The organism is Streptomyces sp. NPDC051452, from assembly GCF_044454765.1.
GTDB lineage: Bacteria > Actinomycetota > Actinomycetes > Streptomycetales > Streptomycetaceae > Streptomyces.
The window spans coordinates 160,877-182,529 of sequence record NZ_JBITEB010000010.1; the positions used below are offsets into that span (position 1 = coordinate 160,877).

Here is a 21,653-nt window from a genome sequence, read left to right on the forward strand (position 1 = left end):
TCCGTCGGGGCGACCTTAGATCAGGTCGCCCCGGTGCCGTCCGGGCAGCGGGCGTGTCACTCCCACAGAGCGGTGCCGCGCGCCGCCACCCGGCCGGCGATCCGGCGCAGCAGGTCGGCCACGGGCAGGGCGCCGGGGCGGCGGCCGTCCCGCAGGCGTACGGCGGCCAGCCCCGCCTCGGCCTCGCGCGCGCCGATCACCGCCTGGTAGGGCACCAGACGGGCCGCGCGGACCCGGGCGCCGAGGGTGCCCTGGCCGGGGTCGGCGAGTTCGGCCCGCAGCCCGAGCGCGACCGCCTCCCGGACCACGGCCGCCGCCCGCTCCGCCTGCTCCTCGGCGACCGGCAGGACGACCAGCTGGACGGGGGCCAGCCAGGCCGGGAACGCGCCACCGTGCACCTCGATCAGATGGGCCACGGCCCGCTCCACGCTGCCGATGACGCTGCGGTGCACCATCACCGGGCGGTGCCTGGTGCCGTCGGCGGCGATGTAGTGCAAGTCGAAGCGGGCCGGCTGGTGGAAGTCGATCTGCACGGTGGACAGGGTGGACTCCCGGCCCGCCGGGTCCGCGATCTGCACGTCGATCTTGGGGCCGTAGAAGGCGGCCTCGCCCGCCGCCTCCTCGTAGGCCACCCCGGCCTCGGCGAGGGCCTGCCGCAGCAGGGCGGTCGCCCGGCTCCACAGCTCGGCACCGGCGACGTACTTGCCGCCCTCGCCGGGCAGGGAGAGGCGGTGGCGCACGGCCTCGATGCCGAGGTCGGCGTAGGCACGGGCGATCAGCTCCAGGGCGGCGCGGGCCTCATCGACGGCCTGGTCGAGGGTGCAGAAGATGTGCGCGTCGTTGAGCTGGATGGCGCGGACGCGGGTCAGGCCGCCGAGGACGCCGGAGAGTTCGGCACGGTACATGGGGCCCAGCTCGGCGATCCGCAGGGGCAGTTCGCGGTAGCTGTGGGAGCGGGAGCGGTAGATCAGGGCGTGGTGGGGACAGAGGCTGGGGCGCAGGACCAGCTCGTCGGACTCCGCCGGGCCCGGCCGCATCGACGGATACATGTCGTCGCGGTAGTGGTCCCAGTGCCCGGAGATCTCGTACAGCTCGCGCTTGCCGAGCGCGGGCGAGTACACGTGCCGGTACCCGGCGGCGCGTTCCCTCTCCCGGACGTACTCCTCCAGGGTGTGCCGTACGACCGCGCCGTCGGGCAGCCAGTACGGCAGCCCCGCGCCCATCAGCGGGTCGGTGTCGAACAGGCCGAGCTCGCGGCCGAGGCGGCGGTGGTCGGGCAGTTGGTCGCTCATCGGGTTCCTCCGGGGGGCGGGGGGCGAGGAACCGGGTACGGACACGCCGAAGCCCCGGGGCGCTCGCCCCGGGGCTTCGGTGCTGGTCGGATGTCAGCGCGCCGGGACGGTCACCGGCGTCGTCGTGCTCGACGGACACTGCTGGGCGCGCTGCATGAACGCGAAGCTAGCAGGGGGCGGCGGCCCGGACCACGGATTAACTCCACCACGGCGCCGCGCGGCGGGGTGTGGGTTCCGGGGTGCGGGGGGGGGCGTGCGGGGCTGCGGGGGCTGAGGGGCGGGGCCCCCGGGCGCGGGGGCGCGGGATGCGGGGCCACGGGTTCCGGGGCGCGAGGCCCGGAAAGAGGGTGCGAGGCGTGTCGCGTGGTGGCGGCGCGTCGGCGGGGAGACGCGCCGGGGCGCGATGTCCGGGGCGCGTTGCGCGTGGTGCGTGTTCGCGGGGTGCGGAGACGCCGGGCCGTCACTTCTGGGCCGGGTACTGCGCCCCCGGGCGCCGGGGTGGGCGGATGCGAGGCCGCGTTGACGGGGTCCGCGAGGTGCCGGGGGGCGGCCCGGAGTCCGGGGCACAGGTCCACGAGGCCGGGGGCCACCAGGCCCAGGGCGCGGGGGCCCAGGGTGGCGCGTGGCTGCGGGGCGGCGTCGGGCGGGCCACCCGGCCGAGCCCAGGGCCCAGGCGCCCAGCGTGGCGCGTGGCGCGTGGCGCGTGGCGCGTGGCGCGTGGCGCGTGGCGCGTGGCGCGTGGCGCGTGGCGCGTGGCTGCGGGGCAGCGTCGGCCGGGCGCGGGGCCGGGCCCAGGGTGACGCGTGTCTGCGGGGCGGCGTGGTCCTGGGGCGCGGGGCCGGCCCAGGGCGGAGGGCTGGCCCAGGGGGCGGGCCGGTATCGGGGGGGCCGGGTCACCCGGACGGACCGGAGCGCTGGTGGGGCGGGCGGGGCGGTGGTGGCGTGAGAGCAGGCCTCTCACCGGCCCCCGTCACCGGCACGCAGCCCACGCAGCCCAGGAGGCACCCGCATGATCGCCGAGATACGTCCCCGTGGCCTCCTGCTCTCCCTGACAGCCGTCGGCCTGCTCGCGGTCGGCGGCTGTGCGGCGCTCGGTCTCCGGCACCCGGCGACCGCGCCGTACCCGCTCCCGACGATCGACCGGCCGAGCTCGACGCCCAAGTCGTCCGCGCGGACCGACGGCTCCACCCTCAGCGACGAACAGGCGCAGGCCGCGCTCATCACCCAGTCCGACCTGGGCGCCCCCTGGACCGCGACGCGCGGCGCGGCCACCTGGCGGGACGGGCTGCTGAAGGCGACCACCTCGGTCGCGGAGTGCCAGCGGCTGCTGGACGCCCTCTACAGCGACGAACTCCTCGGCGGCCCCGCCCGCGTCGCCGTCGGTCTCGACGACGCCGACACCGAGGCCCAGCTGCGCTACCAGATCGGCGCGCGCCGCCCGGCGGACGTGGACGCGGCCCTGGCCTGGCTGGCGACGCTGCCGGCCCACTGCGCCGAGTTCACGGCGACCACCGAGACCGGGCTCCAGGAGGACGTGCGGGTCGTGGACGCCCCGCTGCCCGAGGTCGGCGACGCCCGCCAGGGCCTGCGCGTCAGCGTCGGCGCGATGTCGCCGCAGGGCCAGGAGTACCTGCTCACGATGGACCTGGCCGCCGTCCGGGTCGGCGAGGACGCCTTCGCCCTCACCAACGCGGGCCTGGCGGACGTACCGAACGACGCGACCCAGGCCGCCGTACAGATCGGCGCACTCCGCTTGGCGGACATCCGCCGACAGGGCCGCGCACAGGTCTGACGCCCGCGCCGGGGACGCCTCGGTGTGCGCCGCGCCCCGGCCCCGGGGTCCCGCACGCGGCCCCGTTCGCGCTACAGGGGTGGTTGGGCCGGCGCCGGGCCGAGGGTGGTGGTGCCCGGGGTGGTGCGGTGGCCGAGGCCGGTGCGGTAGGCGTCCAGGGCCGCCTCGACGCGGCCCGTGCGGCGCAGCAGGTCGCCCAGGAGACGGCACAGGTCGGCCAGGTCACCGACGGCGCCCGCGCGTTCCAGCAGACTGAGCGCGCGGACGTAGTGCTCCTCGGCCGCCTCGGTGTCCCGGGTGTCCTCGGCGATGATGCCGAGCAGCCGGTGGGCCGCGGCCGCGTGGACGGCGCCGCGCTCGGAGGAGAAGTCCCCGAGCACCCCCTCCAGCAGCACCGCGGCCTCCGCGGACTTGTCCCGGCGGTGCAGCACGTCGGCCAGTTCGACCGCGGCCTGGCTGCGGTAGAGGGCGGCCCGGGTCTCCGAGAGCATGGCGAGGGCCTGTCGCAACTCGTCTTCGGCCGCCTGGAGTTCGCCGTTCTGGGCGTGGACGTAACCGCGCATCCAGTGACAGTTGGCCAGTTCGGTGCGCAGCTGGAGCCGGCGGTACAGCTCGGCGGCCTTGGCGAGGGAGGCGTCGGCCTCGGCGACCCGGCCCTCGGCGAGCAGGGTGCGGGCGACCGAGCGGTGCATCCGGGCGATCAGCGCGGGGTCGCCGGCCTGCGAGGCGAGCGCGAGGGCGAACTCGGCGGCCTGCGCGGCCCGGGCCTGCGCGCCCATGTCCATGTACGGGCCGATGACGCTGGCGTAGAGCAGCAGCAGGGCGTCGGGGTCGTGCAGTCCACCCCGGTTCAGTTCGTCCAGGGCCGACTCCAGCAGGTAGACGGCGTACCGGAGTTCACCGGCGAGGTAGTGGGAGACCGCCCGGCCGCGCACCGCGGGCACCCGCACCGGAAGCGACTCGCCGGCCAGGCGCTGCTCGGCCCGCTCGAAGCACTCGCGGGCCCTGTCCAGCTCCCCCGTCTCCAGGGCGCACTCGCCGAGACCGAGCAGCGCCGTGGCCTGCTCAGCGGCGAGTCCGTGCGCCTCCGCCTCGGCGAACAGCGCCGCGTACTGGGTGGCGGCCTCCTCGGCCCTGCCGTCGGCCAGGACGCGCTGCGCCTCGGTGAGCCGCAGCCGAAGACCGGTGGCGATGTGGGCGGGCCGGCCCACGGCGACCTCCTCGAAGGCCACGCCGAGCCGGTCCGCGATGTGCCGCAGCGCCTCGTCGGAGGCCCGCACCCGGCCGGCCTCCAGGGTGGAGATGTAGGCCGGCGTGTAGGCGGGTTCCGCCAGTTGCCGCTGGGTCAGGCCGCGCTGGGCGCGCAGTTGCTGCACCCGCCGCCCGATGACCTGCGGATCATCCCGTTCCGGCATTCCACGCGCCTCCAACTCCCTTGGTGACCCTTGCCGTTCAGCCTGCGCAGCCCTAGGTTAAACGGCGAATTAAACCCGCTTAACAGACCGCTGTCGTGTTGCGAGGTCGCCGTGCCCGGACGTACATCCGCACCCTACGGACGCCCCACCCCCCATCCGGCCACTTCACGGCATCGCGTGGACGCGGGCGCCTCCACCGCCCGGGGCGCCTCCACCGTCCGGGGCGTGGTCGCGGCCGTGATCGCCACGGCGGCCCTGGTCGTCGCGGCGAACGCCGGCCCGGCCCGCGCGGCGGATGCCGGGGCCGTCCCCTCGGCCACCCAGCACACCGGGCACCTCCGGCACGGCCCGGTCGCGCAACACGGCGTGATGCGACACGCGTTCACCCGGCACTGAGTGCGACCTGTCCGCCGCCGCGTCGCGTTCTACCGACACGGAGCGCAACAGGCTTTATTCCACGCGGCGTTCGCCGCCCCGGGGCGCCGCCGCCGGCACTAGGCTGCCTCCCGTGACCTCGCCCGCGGCCCGTACCGCCCTCGATCTGACGGCCGACTTCGCGGTCCCGGCCCTGGAGGACCTCTACCGCGATCCCGGCCCGTACCGCCCTCGATCTGACGGCCGACTTCGCGGTCCCGGCCCTGGAGGACCTCTACCGCGATCTGCACCGCCATCCGGAGCTGTCCCTGCGCGAGCACCGCACCGCCGGACGACTGGCCGGCCGGCTGCGGGACGCCGGGTTCGATACCGCCGAAGGCGTGGGCGGCACCGGTGTCGTGGGTCTGCTGCGCAACGGGGACGGACCGACCGTGCTGCTGCGGGCCGACATGGACGCCCTGCCGGTGGTGGAGGAGACCGGACTGCCGTACACCTCGGACACGGCCGGGGTGATGCACGCCTGCGGTCACGACCTGCACGTCACCTGGCTGACCGGGGCCGCCGAGGCGCTGGCCGCCGGGCGGGAGACGTGGCGGGGCACCCTGCTGGTGGTGGGGCAGCCCGCCGAGGAGACCGGGCAGGGCGCGGCCCGGATGATCGCCGACGGGCTCTACGAGCGCTTCGGCCGCCCCGACGTGCTGCTCGGCCAGCACGCGGCGCCCGGCCCGGTGGGGCTGTACCCGCACGTCCCCGGCCTGATCATGGCGGCCTCGACGGACGTGGACATCGTGGTGCACGGCCGGGGCGGACACGGCTCCCGCCCGGAGGCCACCGTGGACCCGGTGGTGACGGCCGCCTACCTCGTCACCCGGCTGCAGACCGTGGTCTCGCGGGAGATCGCCGCCGGGGAGTCCGCGGTGCTGACCGTGGGCCGTATCGAGGCGGGCACCCGGCACAACATCATCCCCGCCGAGGCCCGCGTCGCGCTGAACCTGCGGACGCGCTCCGAGGAGGTACGGCAGCGGATGCTGGCCGCGATCCGGCGCATCGCGCACGGCGAGTGCCTGGCCGCCGGCTGCCCTCGCGAGCCCGAGGTGAGCGTCGGCAACACCTTCCCGATGACGGTCAACGACGCCGCCACCGACGCCGTGGTGGCCGCCGTGCACGGCGAGGTCTTCGGCCCGGGCACGGTGTTCGACCCGGGCCCGGCGATGGGCAGCGAGGACTTCCCCGAACTGGCGCTCGGCACGATCCCGTACGCGTACTGGTTCGTGACGACCACCCCGGCCGAGGTGTGGGAGCAGGCGCCCGGGGAGACACTGTCCGAGAAGTTCTCGGCCGTACCGAGCAATCACAGCCCGCACTTCGCGCCCGATCCGGCCACGATCGCCCCGGGGGTGCGCACGTTGGTCTCGGGAGCACTCGCCTTTTTGTCAGTGGCATGACCTAGCCTTCCGGCCTAGTCTTCACCCACCCGCCGCACACGGCTCACCGGAGACTCACACGACGTCCGTGCCGTCGGCGCTCATCTCTTCATTCGTTCCGGGGGGTTCGAGTCAGCGTGCGTATGCGCACCTTCACCACCGCCACCACCTTGGCGGTCCTCTTCAGCTCGGTGGCCATCGCCGCCACTCCGGCGTTCGCCGACAGCACCAGGATCCTGCCGGTGAAGTCGGCGGGCGACATCGTGGTGGACGGCGTCCACCAGCGGGTCTACGTCAGCGACCCGGGCAACGGCAAGATCGTCGTCACCGACTACAGCGGGACGGTCGTCAAGCAGCTGACCTCGCTGCCCGGCGTCGGCGACCTCGAACTGTCCGCGGACTCGGCCACGGTGTACGCGGCCGTGCCCGGCAGCGATGCCATCGTCGCCTTCGACACGGCCACCGCGACCGAGTCCGCGCGCTACCCCGCGGGCCCGCACCCCGCGTACCTGGCGCTCATGGGCGGCAAGCTGTGGTTCGGCTACGGCACCCCTCAGTCGGGCGGCAACATCGGTTCGGTCGATCTCGCCGACCCCGGGCACAAGGTCTCCCTGGCCCAGGACCCCGAGAGCCCGTGGTTCTCCGCGCCGATGCTGGACGGCGCCCAGGGCACCCTGGTCGCGGGCATGCCCGAGCAGAGCCCGTCCGAGCTGGCCGTGTACGACGCCTCGTCCGGCACGCTCGCCCGCACCGTCCACACGAGCGTGGAGGGCAGCGGTCTGAAGGAACTGGCCGTCACACCCGACGGCCAGGACGTCGTGGTGGCCAACGCCTCGCCCTACTACCACGCCGTCTACAAGACCTCGGACCTGACGTCCGACGGGCAGTACCCGGCCAACGCCTACCCGAACGCCGTCGACATCGCCCCGGACGGCTCGGTCGCGACCGGCATCGACGGCGCGAACGAACCGGACGTGTACGTCTTCAGGCCCGGTTCGCGCACCTCGGTACGGGAGTACGACTTCCCGTCCACCGGCAGTGGCGGCAACGCCGACCTGCTCGCCGCCGGCGCCCTCGCCTGGGCCCCGGACGACTCCCGGCTGTTCGCGGTGTCGTACAACGACGACGGCGTCTACCGCCTGCGCGTCCTGACCACGCCCACCAAGGCGGCCACGCTCGTCCGGGTCGACGCCCCCGGCACCGCGACCCGCGCCAGGAAGCTCACCGTCAAGGGCAAGGTGACCTCCAAGGCGGTCTTCCCGGCCGGGGTGCGGCTCACCGTCACCCGCACCGACCTGGACTCCCCGAAGGGCAAGGCGCTCGCCTCGGTGACCACCAAGGCCGACGGCACCTTCTCCTTCACCGACACCCCGCCGGCCGGCGGCAGGGTGAAGTACGCGGTGGCCTTCGCCGGTGACGCCGACCACGCCCCGGCCTCCGGCTCGGACTCCGTCGACGTCTCGCGCGCCAAGCCGGCTCTGACGATCGACAACAACCACAAGGTCTACTCGTACGGCAAGGACGTGAAGTTCACGGCCCACCTCGGGAAGACCTACAAGAACCGCACGGTGGAGATCTGGGCCGACCCCTTCGGCTCCGACAAGCCGAACAAGCAGGTGAAGTCCGGCAAGGTCGACTCGCACGGCGCCCTGTCGGTCACCCTGGACCTCAAGCGGGACACCAAGGTCACCGCCAAGTTCACCGGCGACTCCCGCTACAAGTCCGCCTCGGCCTCCAGCACCGTGGGCGCCAGGGTCAGCGTCTCCACCTCGGTCGGCAACCACTACAAGGCCAAGTCCGCGTGGGGCCACACGTACTACTTCTTCCACAAGTCCAAGAACCCGCGCATCACCACGAAGATGCCGTACTACCCGGGCCGGCGGCAGAAGTTCGAGTTCGAGGTGTACTACCAGGGCACGTGGTACCCGGGCGACCCGGCCTACTTCGAGCTGGGCCGCGACGGCGTCTCCCGGGTGGAGATCACCGGCGACCACGGCCAGGACGTCGGCTGGCGCTTCCGGATCCGCTCGTCGTACCTGAACGGCTCCTCCGGTGACACCGTGAACTCCACGACGCACGGCGCCTGGAAGTACTTCACCTACACCCGCTGAGGCCTCAACCGACCTGGAGCTGCCGCAGCTGCCGTTGGACGTTCTCCAGCGCGCCGCTGCGCCGCCCCGGCACCCTGAGCCTCAACTCCGCGAGAACGGGCCCCAGTTCACGGGCCCGTGCCGCGTCCTCGATCCGGCCCCACTGGTGGTGCGCGCGGTCCACGGCCGACTCCACGGCGGGCGCGTCGGCCGGCTGCCCCGCGGCCAGCCGCACCTGGGCGACCGCCAGCCAGGCCCGGCAGCTGCGCACCGGGTCCCCCGCGAACATCGCGAGATCCGCACGGACCTCGGTCCAGTGCAGGGCATCCTCGGATGCGGCCCCGTACGCCCGTACGGCGGCCAGCTCGTACCCCGCGGCGAGCGCGTCGGCGTCGGTGTGCCGCCCGGCCTGCACGGCGGCGCTGAGCGCGGCGTGCGGATCCACCGGGGGCGGTCCGGCCGCCGTCCCGGCCGGCCGGGACGGCGGGCGCGGGGCGAAGCCGCCGGTGCCGGCCAGTACCAGGTCCCGCCCCGCGCTCGACTCGGCGGCCCGTGCCAGCGCCCGCTCGTGCAGCTCTGCGAGCGGCGGCCGGTGCCCGCTGCGCAACAGCGTCGCCACCGCCTTCATGTACGCCGGCTCGGCCGTGCCCCGCCGGCCGGGCGCCCGCGCGGGGGCGACGCGGCCGTAGACGGCGGTCGTGGGGCCGCAGTCGAGCCCGCGCTCGGTGACGTACCGCCAGGCATCGGCGTCCGCGTGCAGGTCGACGACGAGCGTGGTCTGCGCGGCGGACCGCAGCCGCAGCTCCTCCCGGATCCACTGCCAGGGGAGGGCGGTGTAGCGGACGGTGGCCGCGGTGGTGCGGGCCAGCGCCAGGTGCGGCAGCCGCTGGCGGCGGTCCAGGTGCAGCTGGCCGGTGAGGTACACGGTGAGCGGGCCCGGGGCGGTCGCGGCGGCCCGCAGCCGGGTGAGGACGGCCTGCGGCTCCAGCGGGTCGGCGAGTTCCACCACGTTGGCCGTGTCGGTGCCGGCCAGCACACCGGGGGCGACGGCGGCCAGCACCGGCAGCACCGCCGCCGCGTCGACCAGGCGTCCCCGGCCCAGCGGCGAGGCCGCGATCAGCAGCACGGTTCCGGGCATCGGTCCTCCCCCTGTCGGCCCCGGGCGGATCCACGGGCCCAGCGAGTCCGGCGACACGGCGAACTCGTCGGCTCCACCGCTCCGTCGGCCCTCTCGGTCCGTCGGTCCCGCCCGTCCGTCGGGCGCGTGGATCCGCTCTCCAGCCAGCACCGTAACCGCTGGCGCCGCGCATCGGTGCCTCAGGACCGCAAACGTCCCCGTTCGGGGGCTTCGCCCACCCCTTTCGTCGTCCGCCGCACGGCGAACACCGTGGTGTCGTCGTCCAGTCGGCCGCCGCTGTGCCGCAGTACACCGTCGCGGACCCGCCGCACCAGACGCCGGGGTTCGGCCCGTCGCGGGTCGGCGCCGACGGCCCGGTCGACCTCGTGGACCAGCGGGTAGAAGACGCCGGGGCCGTCGCGGGCCTCGGTGACCCCGTCGGTGACCAGCAGCAGGGTCTCGTCTGCGCCGAGCGGCACGCGGTGCACGGGCGGCAGGCCGTCCGCCAGCTCGGCGAACCCGAGCGGGACCCCGTCACCGCTGGGCAGCTCGCGCACCCCGTGCGGGCCGACCGCGAGCGGGGGCTCGTGGCCGAAGTTGACGACCTCGATCGCGTCCGTGCCGTCCTCGGGGAAGCCGATGAGCACGGCGGTGGCGAAGCGTTCCCCGTCGTACCGGCCGAGCGCGGTGGTGTGGGCGCGGTGCCGGGACATCCGGATCTCCAGGCGGGCGGCGACGGTCGCGAGGTCCGCCTCGTGATAGCCGGCCTCGCGGAAGGTGCCGAGCAGCGCGGCGGCGGTCTCCACCGCGCCGAGGCCCTTGCCCTGCACGTCCCCGACGAGGACGCGGGCGCCGTGGGGGCTGGGCTGGATGTCGTAGAAGTCGCCGCCGACCCGGGCGTCGACGTCGGCGGCCAGGTACACGCCCGCGTGTTCCAGGCCGGCCCAGCGCGGTGGCAGCGGGCGCAGCACGGTACGGCGGGTGGTCTCGGCGATGTCCTGGATGTGCAGGGTCTCCCGTTCCCGGCGCACCCGGACCACGGCGGCCAGCGTGGCCAGCAGACCACCGACGGCCACCAGGACGAAGTCGGGGAAGCCCGCCCGGTACTCGTTGGGCCAGGCGCTGTCCACGGCGACGTACGTCATCACCGACAGCAGGCTGAAGGAGGCCGTGGTCCACACCCCGCAGATCGCGGCGGCGATACCGGGCACGAGCACGATCCAGGAGATGATCCGGAACTGCTCGGCGGTGTTGAAGTCGGCCAGCGCGATGCCGACGAGCAGCAGCAGGGGCACCACCCAGGCGATGCTCCGCCCGCCGATCCGCAGCAGCCGGCCCCGGCGCCGCCGCCCGTACTCCATCCCCGTCACGGCGGGCAGCCCTCCATGTGTCTCAGCCAACCACGCGCGTCGACGGCACGCATCCGGGCACCCGGCAGGCCCCCGGCCGACTTGCCGGTCGATGCCTTCCAGGTGTGCCCTGGAAACCGGGGGCGAGGAGAGAGGAGTGCTCCCATGGCTCAAGCGGCACCCGTGCCCGGCGGATCGTCCGGGCCCGGCGGCAGGCCCGTGCCCGGCGGGACGTCCGCTACGGCACGCCGGTCGTCCGGCGCCCGCGGCCCTCTGCCCGACGTCTTCGACGCCCGCACCCACCGGATGGCCAGGATCGGTGTCCCGGTCGTGCTGGGCCTCGTCTACGGCTACGTGGTGGCGGCCAACAGCCGCTCGGGCAGCGCCATCACCGGCTGGAACCTGCTCCTCGGGTGGGTCAGCGCCCTGGTGTTCGCGGTGGTGTGCATGGCGCTGCTGGTCCAGGCCCCGAGGATGCGGCGGGAGGTGCACGCGTTGCTGTGGACGGCGTTCGTCGGCTGCGCGTTCGGCTTCGCCTACAGCCAGACCGGGGCGACGATCCTGCGGTCCGTGCTGATGTCGCTCGCCGTGTCGGCGGCCACGTTCGTGGTGTTCTTCTACCGCTACTACACGCGGGAGGACGCCTCCGGGCACCGGATCCGCTGATCCCGTCCGAGTACGCGTGGGCCCCGGCCGCAGCAGCCGGGGCCCACGCGCTCCCCTGTCCTTCCCTCCCCACCAGCCTCCCCAGCACCAGGAAACACCCGTTCGGCCCACCCCTCCACCGGAAGCGGGGTGGGCCGGGCGACACCCGTACGGCCCCGGATTCCACCCGAACGCGGGCGCCCGGCTCGCGCACCGGTGACCGGGGGCCTTGCCTGGAAACGTGTCCCCACGCCTCAGGAGCGCCCTGTCGGCCGTGCTGATCGCGCTGTCCTGTCTCCTCGTGCCGTTCGGCGCGCTGGCGGCCTGGGCGGCGTACGGCCTCGCCGACACCGACCGCTACGTCACCGCGATGGCCCCGCTCGCCGCCGACCCGGACGTGCGGGAGGCCGTCGCGGACACGGTCGGCGACGGCATCCTGCGCGCGGTGGACCAGCATCTCGACGTCCGGCCGGTGCGCGGCTCCGTCCGTCCGTTCGTGCGCGACGCCGTGCGCTCCTTCACCCAGACCGAGGCGTTCCGGATGGCCTGGGACACCGGCAACCAGGTCACCCACGACGCGGTCCTGCGGGCCCTGCGCGAGGAGGACGAGCGGGACGTCACGGTCGATCTCGCGCCCGTCACCGCGCAGGTCAAGCGGCAGCTCACCGAGGACCATGTGCCGCTCGCGCAGCGCATACCGGTGGAGCACACCGCGGTGGCCGTGCTGCCGGCGGGCGAACTCGTCGCGCTGCGCAAGGGGTTCCAGGTGCTCGAGGTCGCCGGCTTCTGGCTGCCGGTGGCCGCCGTCGTGTTCGCCGCGGCCGGGATCGGGCTGGCCGTCCGCCGCCGCCGGGCGGTCGTCGCGACCGCGCTGGGCACGGCCCTCGGCGGCGCCCTGCTCGTGCTGGCCCTGGCCGTCGGCCGCAGGATGACCCTGTCCGACCTGCCCGCCGACGTGCCGCACCCGGCCGTGGGCGCCGTCTACGACGCCCTCACCGGCACCCTGCGCACGGTCGCCTGGCTGCTGCTCGGCCTCGGTCTGGCGGTCGCCCTGGCCACCTGGCTCATCCGGCAGCTGCGCCGGGCCCGCCTCGCGCGACGCGGGCCAGCGTCGCCAGCGCCCGCCTCAGCTCAGGCTCAGGCGCCGACGCGAGCCCGAGTCTGACCGCGTCCGGCGCCCGTCCGGTGCCGACCGCGAAGGCCGTACCCGGCGTGATCGCGATCCCGTGGGCCCGCGCGGCGGCCGTGAAGGTGTCCGCCCGCCACGGCGCGGGCAGCTCCCACCAGGCGAAGCAGGCCGCCGGATCGGACCGTACGCGCAACCCGGCCAGCTCCCCGGCCAGCAGCCGCTGCCGGCGGTGCGCGTCGCGTCGCTTGGCCGCCACCAGCCGGTCCACGGTGCCGTCGGCGATCCACCGCACGGCCGCCTCCAGCGCGAACCCGCCCGCGCTCCACCCGCCGGACCGGACGGCCCGCGCCACCGCCTCGACCCGCTCGCGCGGTACGACGGTGAAGCCGACCGTCAGCCCGGGCGCGACCCGCTTGGACAACCCGTCCACGAGGTGGACGAGTCCCGGTGCGAGCGCGGCCAGCGGGGGTGCGCCGCCCGGGTGCAGAAAAGCCCAGATCCGGTCCTCGACCACGGGTATCCCCAGCCTGTGGACGGTGTCGGCCAGCTGCTCAAGCCGGCCCGCGCTCGTCGTCCGCGACGTCGGGTTGTGCAGGGTCGGCTGGAGGTACAGCGCGGACAGCGGGGCCGAGCGGTGGGCGGCGGCGACGGACCCGGGCAGCGGCCCCTCCTCGTCCGTCGCGAGCGGGACGAGCACGATGCCCAGCCGGGCCGCGATCTCCTTGACCAGCGGATACGTCAGCTCCTCCACGCCCACCCGGCCACCGGGCCGGACCAGCGAGGCGAGGGTCGCGGCGATCGCCTGGCGGGCGTTGCCGGTGAACAGGATCCGTGCCGCGCCGGACCGCAGACCGCCCTGGGCCAGCAGGGAGGCCACCGCGTCGCGGGCGGCCGGGGTGCCCGCGGCCGCGGCCGGCCGCAGCGCCTGTCCCAGCGCGTCCGGCCGCAGCAGGGGTGCGAGCGCCGCCGCCAGCAGCTCCGGCTGCCCCGGCGCGACCGGGTAGTTGAGTTCCAGGTCGACGGTCGCGCCGCCGGCCGCCTCGGCCAGGGCGCGCCCGGGCTGCCCGTCCGGCTCGGTGGCCCGCACGAACGTGCCGCGCCCGACCTCGCCCACCACCAGCCCCCGGCGGACGAGTTCGCCGTAGACCCGGCCGGCCGTCGACGACGCGATCCCGTGCCGGCGGGCGAACGCCCGCTGCGGCGGCAGTCGCTGGCCCGGCCGCAGCCGTCCGCCGCTGATGTCGTCGGCGATCCGGTCGGCGATGCGCCGGTAGTCGTCCACGCGTCCCCCCTTCCGCACCGGTGCGTCGATTGCACCGAGAGCAAAGATCTTATTGCACCGAGTAGTTGGGGCGCCTAGGGTCGCTCACATGCCTCCCGCTCTCGCATACGAGGACAAAGGCCCTGGAACGTCTACCCGGGTTCCGCTCGTCCTCGTCCACGGCCACCCCTTCGACCGCTCGATGTGGAACCCACAGCTGGCGGAGTTCGCCGCGGACCGCCGGGTGATCGCCCCCGACCTGCGCGGCTACGGCGCCTCCCCGTTCACCCCCGGCTCGGTCCCGCTCTCCCGCCACGCCCAGGACATCGCCGAACTGCTGGACCACCTGGAGGTGGACGCCTTCGTCCTCGCCGGGCTGTCCATGGGCGGTCAGATCGCCATGGAGTGCTACGGCCGCTTCGGCGACCGGGTCCGCGCACTGGTCCTCGCCGACACCTTCCCGGCCGCGGAGACCCCCGAGGGCGGACGGGCCCGCGCGGCCGTGGCCGCCCGGCTGCTCACCGAGGGCATGGCGGGCTACGCGGACGAGGTGCTGGAGAGGATGGTCGCCCCCTACGCGCACCCCGAGGTCAAGGCGCACGTCCACCGCATGATGACCGCCACCTCCCCCGAGGGCGCGGCGGCCGCCCTGCGCGGCCGGGCCGAGCGCCCCGACTACCGCGAGCTGCTGACCCGGGTGCGGGTGCCCACGCTGGTCGTCGTCGGCGCCGACGACACCTACACCCCCGTCTCCGACGCCGAGGCCATGCACGCGGCCCTGCCCGACTCCCGGCTGCGCGTCATCGAGGGCGCCGCGCACCTTCCCAACCTGGAGCGCCCGAAGGAGTTCAACCAGGCGCTGGCCGAGCTGCTGGAGCGGCTGGAGGGCTGACCGCCGGGTCGTCGAACGCGCCCGCCGCCGGCGCCGACGAGCGGGGGCGGGCTCGGGACCGACCGGCCCGCGCCTCCGGGAGGGCCGGCCCCGAGCCGCCATAATGGGCGCATGCGGCGCGAGTTCCCGATCGGCCTGACCCCTCCCGACTGGCTGGTCCGGAACCTGCGACCGGCGCGGGCACCGGTCAACCGGGCCGCCGTCGCCCGCGCCGCCCTCGGCATGAGCCTCCCCCTGGCGATCGGCCTCGCCGCGGGCCAACCGGCCTACGGCGCGCTCGCCTCCATGGGCGCCCTGTCCGGCGTCATCGGCGACACCGCCGACGCCTACCGCATGCGCATCCTCAACATCGCCGTACCGCAGCTCTTCGGCGCCTTCGGTGTGACGCTGGGCACACTGGCGTATGGGCACGGCTGGTACGCGGTCGCCACGCTCACCGGGGTCGCGCTGCTGTCCGGCATGATCTCGACGATCGGTGCCGTGGCCTCCGTCTCGGGCCTGCTCCTGCTCCTGAACTGCGTGATCGGCGCCGGCCTGCCGCTGCCGTCGCCCTGGTGGCTGGCCCCGGCCCTGATGACCGGCGGCGGTCTGCTGGTCCTGCTCCTCGCCCTGCTGGCCTGGCCGTTGCGCTCGGGCATCCCCGAGCGGGCGGCGGTCGCCGCCACCTACCGCACGGCCGCGGCCCTGCTGTCCGTCTCCGGCACGGACCGCACCGAGGAGTACGACGAGGCCCGCCGCGCCGTCACCCAGTCCCTGAACCAGTCCTACGACCTGATCCTGGCCCGGCGCGCCCGGCAGCACGGCCGCAGCCCCGAACCCACCCGGCTGCTGGCCCAGTTGAACGCGATCACGCCGGTGGTCGAGGCGGCTCCGGCGGCCCACCTCGCGGGCCGTCCGCTGCCCGCGCCCATCCCCGAGGCCCTGCGCCACCTGGCCCGAGCCGTCGAGACCGGCACCACCGGCCCGGCGGTCCTGGACCTCCCCCGGGACCTGCCCGTCCCGACGACCGAGGCGGCCCGGGCGATGGACCACGCCCTGCGGCACACCGCCGAGGTGGTCGCCGCCCCCGATGTGGACCCACGGGGCATCGACGACCGGCTGGGCCGCCCGGCGACGCTCGGCATCCGCACGGCCCGCGCCGCCCGTACGGTCGTCCTCTCGGCGAACTCCTGGCGCTACGGCCTGCGCCTGGCCGTCTGTATCGGCATCGCCCAGGCCCTCGTCTCCCTGATCCCGGTCCCGCGCTCCTACTGGGTCGCCCTGACCATCACCTTCGTCCTCAAACCGGACTTCGGCTCGGTCTTCTCCCGCGCCCTGCTGCGCGCCCTCGGCACGGTGGCCGGGCTGGTCATCGCGGCGGTGGTCCTCGCGGAGGTGCCCCTGGGCTGGTGGGACGTCCCGGCCCTGCTCGTGCTGGCCCCGCTGATCCCGGCGCTGACCCCACGGGGCTACGGCTACCAGACGGCCGCCATCACCCCGGTGATCCTCCTTCTGTCCGACCTCCTCAACCACCAGGGCACGGCCCTGTTGTTGCCCAGGCTGACCGACTCACTGCTGGGCTGCGCGGTCGCCCTGATCGCCGGCTACCTACTGTGGCCGGAGAGCTGGCACACCCGGGTCGGCGACCGTCTCGCCGACGCGGTCACGGACACGGCGGGCTATGTGGAGGCGGCGTTCGGCCCGCACACCGACCCGGCCGGCCGGGCCCGTATGCGCCGCCGCCTCTACCGGGACCTCTCCGTCGTCCGCACCGAGTTCCAGCGGGCCCTGACCGAACCGCCGCCGACCGGCCGGCGCGCTGCCGCCTGGTGGCCGCTGGTGGTCGCCGTGGAACGCATCGTGGACGCCACGACGGCGGCCAGGGTCCGCGTCCGGCACGGGGCGCCGCCGCCGTCCACGGCCGAGGTCGCGCAGGTCACCCGGCAGTTGCACGAGCTGTCAAAGGCCCTGCGGAACTCGGAGACCCTGATCGCCGTCCGCACGGACCTGGCCGGTCCCGACGGCAGTGTCCTGGAGCCGCTTCGCCAGGAAGTGGCGGCGGCCCGGTCGATCGCGTCCCCACACTGAGCGCTTCGCTAACCTTACGTGTCCGTCCTGGCCAGGGATTAACGGGCATCAACTCACGCGAAGGGTTGCGCACATGGGCATTCTCACTCTCCTGCGGAACGCATTCGGCCGCTCACGCAAGGTACGAGCCACCGAGGCGGAGGGTGCGGACCGGCTTCCCACGCAGCCCCCGACCCCGGAAGCTCCGGCCACCGAGCCGCCGGCCGCCGAAGCCGCACCGACGCAGGCCCCGGACACGGAACACCCCCGGATCCCCGAGCCGGCGGCGCCCGGCCCCCGGACCGCGGACATCCCCGAGCCCCGCCAGGCGGGCCCCGGCGAACACGACCTCGTGGCAGCGGCCTTCGACCACGTGAAGGTCCCCGCCCCCGCGAACCCGACCGCGGGCGAAACCAACCCCCCGACCACCGACCCCACCCCGCAGCCGACACCGACAGCCCAGACCAACCCGGCCACCGAGCCGGAGGCTGGGGCTGGGGTTGCGGCTGGGGCTGGGACTGAAGCCAAGCCGGGGGCGGAGACAGAGCCGGAGGCTGCGGCTGCGGCTGCGGCTGCGGCCAAGCCGGAGGCCGAGCAGGAGGCTGAGGCCGAGCAGAAGGCTGTAGCCGAGACGCGGACCGAGGCCGAGGCTGAGGCTAAGGCGCAGACCGAGCCCGAGCCCAAGGCTGAGGCGCAGACCGAGCCCGAGCCCAAGGCTGAGGCGCAGACCGAGGCCGAGCCGGAGCCCACGGCTGAGGCGCAGACCGAGGCCGAGCCCAAGGCTGAGGTGCAGACCGAGGCCGAGCCGGAGCCCACGGCTGAGGTCAAGCCCGAAGCACAGCCCAAGCCGGACGCCGAGTCCGAGGCCAAGCCGGAGGTCGAGGCGGAGGCTGCCAACGCCACCAACCCGGAGACCGAGCCCGAGGCGCAGACCGCGCCCGAGGCCAAGCCGGAGCCCGAGGCCAAGCCGGAACCCACCGCTGAAGCGAAGCCGGAAGCACAAGGCGAGCCCGAGCCGGAGCCCGAGCCGGCGCCCGAGGCGGAAGCCCACGCCGAGCCGGAGCCGGAGGCCAAGCCCGAGGCCGAAGCCAACACGGAGCCGAAGCCGGAACCGGAGGCCAAGCCCGAGCCCGTGGTAGCCGCCGCACCCGAGCCCTCCGCCCCGGAGCCCGAGGCCGCGGTCGAGCCGCTGTCGCTGACGCTGTCACTCGGGGCGGGAGGTGCGGAGCCGACGACGACGGACCCGCAGGCCGCCGACGGCGAGGACACCCCGCAGGGGCCACCGGCACCCGACGACGAGACCCGCACGGGTGGTGCGGGTGGGAACACGGACGCCGAAGGCGAAGCCGAGGCGCCCCAGGAGCCCCCCGCACCGGCCACCCCCCTCACCGAGATCAAGTCCCGCACCCCCGCCCTCACCACCGCCTACAAGGCAGCCACCACCACCCTCGAGAAGACCGACCTCACCGGCACCCGAGCGAAGCTCTACCTCGTGCTCGACCGCTCCGCGAGCATGCGCCCGTACTACAAGGACGGCTCCGCCCAGGCCCTCGCCGACCAGACCCTCGCCCTCGCCGCCCACCTGGACCCCGAGGCCACGGTCCACACCGTCTTCTTCTCCACCGAGGTCGACGGCACCACCGACCTCACCCTCGTCCCGGACCACGAGACGAGGATCGACGACACCCACGCCGGCCTCGGCCGCATGGGCCGTACCAGCTACCACGCCGCCGTGGAAGCCGTCATCACCCACTTCGACGAGCACGCGGACCCCACCACGCCCGCCCTCGTGGTCTTCCAGACCGACGGCGCCCCGGACGCGAAGACCCCCGCGACCCAGGCCCTCACCGAGGCGGCCGCGACGCACCCCACCCTTTTCTTCTCCTTCGTCGCCTTCGGCGAGCACGACAACAAGGCCTTCGACTACCTCCGCAAGCTGAAGACCGGCAACACGTCCTTCTTCCACGCGGGCCCCACCCCGCGCGAGCTGACGGACACCGAGCTGTACGAGGGCGTGCTCGCGGAGTGGCGCCCGGCACAGTGATGGTGCGTTGACGGCCGCTACCGAAGGCGACCGTCTCCGCCCCGACCAGGCCGCCCCTTCCCACAGGACGAAACGGGAAGCGGGCGGCCGACCCATCTCCGCTACCATTTGAAGGTTCGCGAAACAACCCGACCTGGGAGCAGCCCGCAATGGCTCGACACCTCATCACCAGCGCCCTTCCGTACATCAACGGGATCAAGCACCTGGGCAACATGGTGGGGTCCATGCTCCCGGCGGACGTGTACTCCCGGTACCTCCGCCAGCGCGGCCACGACGTCCTGTACATCTGTGCGACCGACGAGCACGGCACCCCCGCCGAGCTGGCCGCGAAGGAGCGGGGCCTGCCGGTGGACGAGTTCTGCGCCCAGGCGCACGACGCGCAGAAGGCGGTATACGACGGCTTCGCGCTGGCCTTCGACTACTTCGGCCGCAGCTCCTCCGCCGAGAACCGCGACATCACCCAGCACTTCGCCCGCAAGCTGAACGAGAACGGCTTCATCGAGGAGCGGGCGATCCGCCAGGTGTACTCCCCGGCCGACGGCCGCTTCCTCCCCGACCGCTACGTCGAGGGCACCTGCCCGCACTGCGGCTACGACAAGGCCCGCGGCGACCAGTGCGAGAACTGCACCCGCGTGCTGGACCCGACCGACCTGATCGACCCGCGCTCGGCGATCTCCGGCTCCACGGACCTGGAGGTCCGCGAGACCAAGCACCTCTTCCTGCTCCAGTCGAAGCTGCAGCACGAGGTCGAGGAGTGGGTGGCCCGGCACGAGGAGGACTGGCCGCAGCTCGCCTCCTCCATCGCGCGCAAGTGGCTGACCGAGGGTCTGCACGACCGCGCGATCACCCGCGACCTGGACTGGGGCGTCCCCGTCCCCGCGGACACCTGGCCGGAGCTGGCGGCCGAGGGCAAGGTCTTCTACGTCTGGTTCGACGCCCCGATCGAGTACATCGGCGCGACCAAGGAGTGGGCGGACCAGGACCCGGGGAACCGGGACTGGAAGTCCTGGTGGTACGAGGCGGACGACAGCGTCCGCTACACCGAGTTCATGGCCAAGGACAACGTCCCCTTCCACACCGTGATGTTCCCGGCCACCGAGCTGGGCGTGCGCGAGCCGTGGAAGAAGGTCGACTACGTCAAGGCCTTCAACTGGCTGACGTACTACGGCGGCAAGTTCTCCACGTCGCAGAAGCGGGGTGTCTTCACCGACCAGGCCCTGGACATCCTGCCCGCGGACTACTGGCGTTACTTCCTGATCGCCAACGCCCCCGAGTCGGACGACTCGTCCTTCACCTGGGAGCACTTCACCGCCACGGTGAACAAGGATCTGGCGGACACGCTGGGCAACTTCGTCAACCGCGTCCTGTCCTTCTCCCGCAAGCGCTTCGGCGACGAGGTCCCGGCGGGCGGCGAGCCCGGCGAGGCGGAGACCCGCCTGGGCGAGGAGATCGCCGGGCTGCTCGCGGAGTACGAGAACCAGATGGAGGCGCTCCAGTTCCGCAAGGCGGCCTCCGCCCTGCGCGCCCTGTGGTCGGCGGGCAACTCCTACCTGGAGGAGAAGGCCCCCTGGCTGGAGATCAAGACCGACAAGGACGGCGCGGCCCTCACGCTGCGCACGGCGATGAACCTGATCCACCTGTACGCGGTGGTCTCCGAGCCCCTGATCCCGGCCACCTCGGCGGCGATGCGCGGCGCGTTCGAGCTGGCGGACGACACCGCCGCCTGGGTCTCCGCCGACGAGGCCGCGGCCCTGGCCTCCGTCCCGGCCGGCACTCCCTTCACGGTCCCGCCGGTGCTGTTCGCGAAGCTCACCGACGAGGACCTGGCCACGTACAAGGAGCGCTTCGGCGGCGAGGCCTCCTGACGCCACCGGCGCAGCCGGCCGGGGATCCCCTCCGGCCGGCCCCGTCGGCCGGCAGGTCGACCCCTCGGCCGGCCGGCCCCTGCGACACCGCCCGGGGCAGCCGTGCGACAGCGGCCGGGAGTTTTTTTCGCCCGGCGTGCGCGTCCCGCGCGCGTGCGCACCGCGTCCGTTCTGGCAAAGTACCGGTGTCGTGAACCTCCCCGAACCTCATCGGCGGCTCCTCGCGGACGTCGTCTCGGCGACCGGCTCCCACCGGCTGGTCCTTGCCGGTGGATACGCCCTGCAGGCGCATGGTCTGCCGGCACGCCCACACGCCAACCTCGACTTCGCCACGGAGGGTTCCGAGGCGATGGACCGGATCGCCGCAGCCGTGACCGCCGCCCTGGAGGCACGGGGCCGGCAGGTGCGGGCCGGGGCCGTCAGCGCGCTCACGGCGCAGCTGACGGTCACGGACCCGCCGACCGGCGAGCCGTGCGCCCTGGCGCTGCACAAGGAGGTGTTCTGGCAGCCGCCGGAACTGACCGAATACGGCCCCGCGCTGTCCCTGGAGGACGCCGTCGGTACGAAGATCCGCGCCCTGTACGACCGGGGTGCGTCCGTCGACCTCATCGACGCGCGGGCCGCCGCCGCCCGCTTCCCCCTCCCCGCTCTGGAGGAACTGGGCCGCCGGCACGCCCACGACTTCTTCGACCTGCCCACTCTCCAGTCCCGCCTGACCGGCACGGACTTCTACCCCGACCGGGACTTCACCCGGTACGGCCTGGACGAGGCGGCGATCTCCGCGCTGCGCGCCTGGGCCCAGCACTGGTCGGACGACATCGCCGAGCGGCTGATGGAGGACGGCGCCTCTCCCGACCGCCCGGACGAGGAGCCGTAGACCGCACGGACCGTACACGGCCGGAAGGGCCCGGAACCGT

Annotated in this window: 16 protein-coding genes; 11 read left to right on the top strand and 5 right to left on the bottom strand. The window is 74.3% G+C overall.

What is annotated here, in order from left to right; translation table 11 throughout:
• Positions 1 to 56: 56 nt before the first annotated feature.
• Positions 57 to 1,292, bottom strand: coding sequence for a threonine--tRNA ligase (gene thrS / locus ACIBA9_RS23475; protein WP_399365856.1), 1,236 nt, complete (start codon positions 1,290 to 1,292; stop codon positions 57 to 59).
• Positions 1,293 to 2,301: 1,009 nt separating this feature from the next.
• On the opposite strand from thrS, the gene ACIBA9_RS23480 reads away from it, so the two are divergent.
• Positions 2,302 to 3,084 carry a hypothetical protein gene (locus tag ACIBA9_RS23480; protein ID WP_399365858.1) on the top strand — a complete coding sequence of 261 codons (783 nt, stop codon included), beginning with the start codon at positions 2,302 to 2,304 and terminating at the stop codon, positions 3,082 to 3,084.
• Positions 3,085 to 3,155: 71 nt separating this feature from the next.
• Here ACIBA9_RS23480 and ACIBA9_RS23485 read toward each other — a convergent pair whose 3' ends face one another.
• Positions 3,156 to 4,499 (bottom strand): helix-turn-helix domain-containing protein, encoded by a 1,344-nt coding sequence (locus tag ACIBA9_RS23485; RefSeq protein WP_399365860.1) that lies wholly within the window; start codon positions 4,497 to 4,499, stop codon positions 3,156 to 3,158.
• Positions 4,500 to 4,676: 177 nt separating this feature from the next.
• On the opposite strand from ACIBA9_RS23485, the gene ACIBA9_RS23490 reads away from it, so the two are divergent.
• The 3 genes from ACIBA9_RS23490 to ACIBA9_RS23500 all read left to right on the top strand — a co-directional run bounded on the left by ACIBA9_RS23490 (position 4,677) and on the right by ACIBA9_RS23500 (position 8,409).
• A complete protein-coding gene (locus tag ACIBA9_RS23490) occupies positions 4,677 to 4,895 on the top strand; it encodes a hypothetical protein (protein WP_399365862.1) in 219 nt (72 codons plus the stop codon).
• 191 nt (positions 4,896 to 5,086) lie between these two features.
• Positions 5,087 to 6,319, top strand: coding sequence for an amidohydrolase (locus ACIBA9_RS23495; RefSeq protein ID WP_399366022.1), 1,233 nt, complete (start codon positions 5,087 to 5,089; stop codon positions 6,317 to 6,319).
• Positions 6,320 to 6,441: 122 nt separating this feature from the next.
• The gene (locus ACIBA9_RS23500) at positions 6,442 to 8,409 is read left to right on the top strand and encodes a YncE family protein (protein ID WP_399366024.1); all 1,968 of its coding nucleotides are present in this window, start codon (positions 6,442 to 6,444) and stop codon (positions 8,407 to 8,409) included.
• Positions 8,410 to 8,413: 4 nt separating this feature from the next.
• On the opposite strand, the gene ACIBA9_RS23505 is transcribed toward ACIBA9_RS23500, so the two are convergent.
• Positions 8,414 to 9,526: a hypothetical protein gene (locus ACIBA9_RS23505; protein ID WP_399365864.1), complete on the bottom strand. Its 1,113-nt coding sequence runs from the start codon at positions 9,524 to 9,526 to the stop codon at positions 8,414 to 8,416.
• A gap of 179 nt (positions 9,527 to 9,705) precedes the next feature.
• Positions 9,706 to 10,866: a PP2C family protein-serine/threonine phosphatase gene (locus tag ACIBA9_RS23510; RefSeq protein WP_399366026.1), complete on the bottom strand. Its 1,161-nt coding sequence runs from the start codon at positions 10,864 to 10,866 to the stop codon at positions 9,706 to 9,708.
• A gap of 153 nt (positions 10,867 to 11,019) precedes the next feature.
• On the opposite strand from ACIBA9_RS23510, the gene ACIBA9_RS23515 reads away from it, so the two are divergent.
• Both ACIBA9_RS23515 and ACIBA9_RS23520 read left to right on the top strand, forming a co-directional pair.
• Positions 11,020 to 11,520, top strand: coding sequence for a hypothetical protein (locus ACIBA9_RS23515; protein ID WP_399365866.1), 501 nt, complete (start codon positions 11,020 to 11,022; stop codon positions 11,518 to 11,520).
• 220 nt (positions 11,521 to 11,740) lie between these two features.
• Positions 11,741 to 12,664 carry a hypothetical protein gene (locus ACIBA9_RS23520; protein ID WP_399365868.1) on the top strand — a complete coding sequence of 308 codons (924 nt, stop codon included), beginning with the start codon at positions 11,741 to 11,743 and terminating at the stop codon, positions 12,662 to 12,664.
• Here ACIBA9_RS23520 and ACIBA9_RS23525 read toward each other — a convergent pair.
• On the bottom strand, positions 12,564 to 13,910 hold the full coding sequence (locus tag ACIBA9_RS23525; RefSeq protein ID WP_393899407.1) for a PLP-dependent aminotransferase family protein: 1,347 nt from the start codon (positions 13,908 to 13,910) through the stop codon (positions 12,564 to 12,566). The genes ACIBA9_RS23520 and ACIBA9_RS23525 overlap by 101 nt on opposite strands.
• Before the next feature lie 88 nt (positions 13,911 to 13,998).
• Here ACIBA9_RS23525 and ACIBA9_RS23530 point away from each other — a divergent pair, with 88 nt between their 5' ends.
• From ACIBA9_RS23530 to ACIBA9_RS23550, 5 genes are all read left to right on the top strand, one after another.
• Positions 13,999 to 14,781 carry an alpha/beta fold hydrolase gene (locus tag ACIBA9_RS23530; protein ID WP_399365871.1) on the top strand — a complete coding sequence of 261 codons (783 nt, stop codon included), beginning with the start codon at positions 13,999 to 14,001 and terminating at the stop codon, positions 14,779 to 14,781.
• Positions 14,782 to 14,892: 111 nt separating this feature from the next.
• Positions 14,893 to 16,848, top strand: a complete 1,956-nt coding sequence (locus ACIBA9_RS23535; RefSeq protein ID WP_399365873.1) for an FUSC family protein — start codon at positions 14,893 to 14,895, stop codon at positions 16,846 to 16,848.
• Positions 16,849 to 16,921: 73 nt separating this feature from the next.
• Complete coding sequence (locus ACIBA9_RS23540) at positions 16,922 to 18,871, top strand: VWA domain-containing protein (RefSeq protein WP_399365875.1); 1,950 nt, start codon at positions 16,922 to 16,924, stop codon at positions 18,869 to 18,871.
• Positions 18,872 to 19,020: 149 nt separating this feature from the next.
• Positions 19,021 to 20,736: a methionine--tRNA ligase gene (gene metG, locus ACIBA9_RS23545; protein ID WP_399365877.1), complete on the top strand. Its 1,716-nt coding sequence runs from the start codon at positions 19,021 to 19,023 to the stop codon at positions 20,734 to 20,736.
• 190 nt (positions 20,737 to 20,926) lie between these two features.
• Complete coding sequence (locus ACIBA9_RS23550) at positions 20,927 to 21,613, top strand: nucleotidyl transferase AbiEii/AbiGii toxin family protein (protein ID WP_399365879.1); 687 nt, start codon at positions 20,927 to 20,929, stop codon at positions 21,611 to 21,613.
• Positions 21,614 to 21,653: the final 40 nt, after the last annotated feature.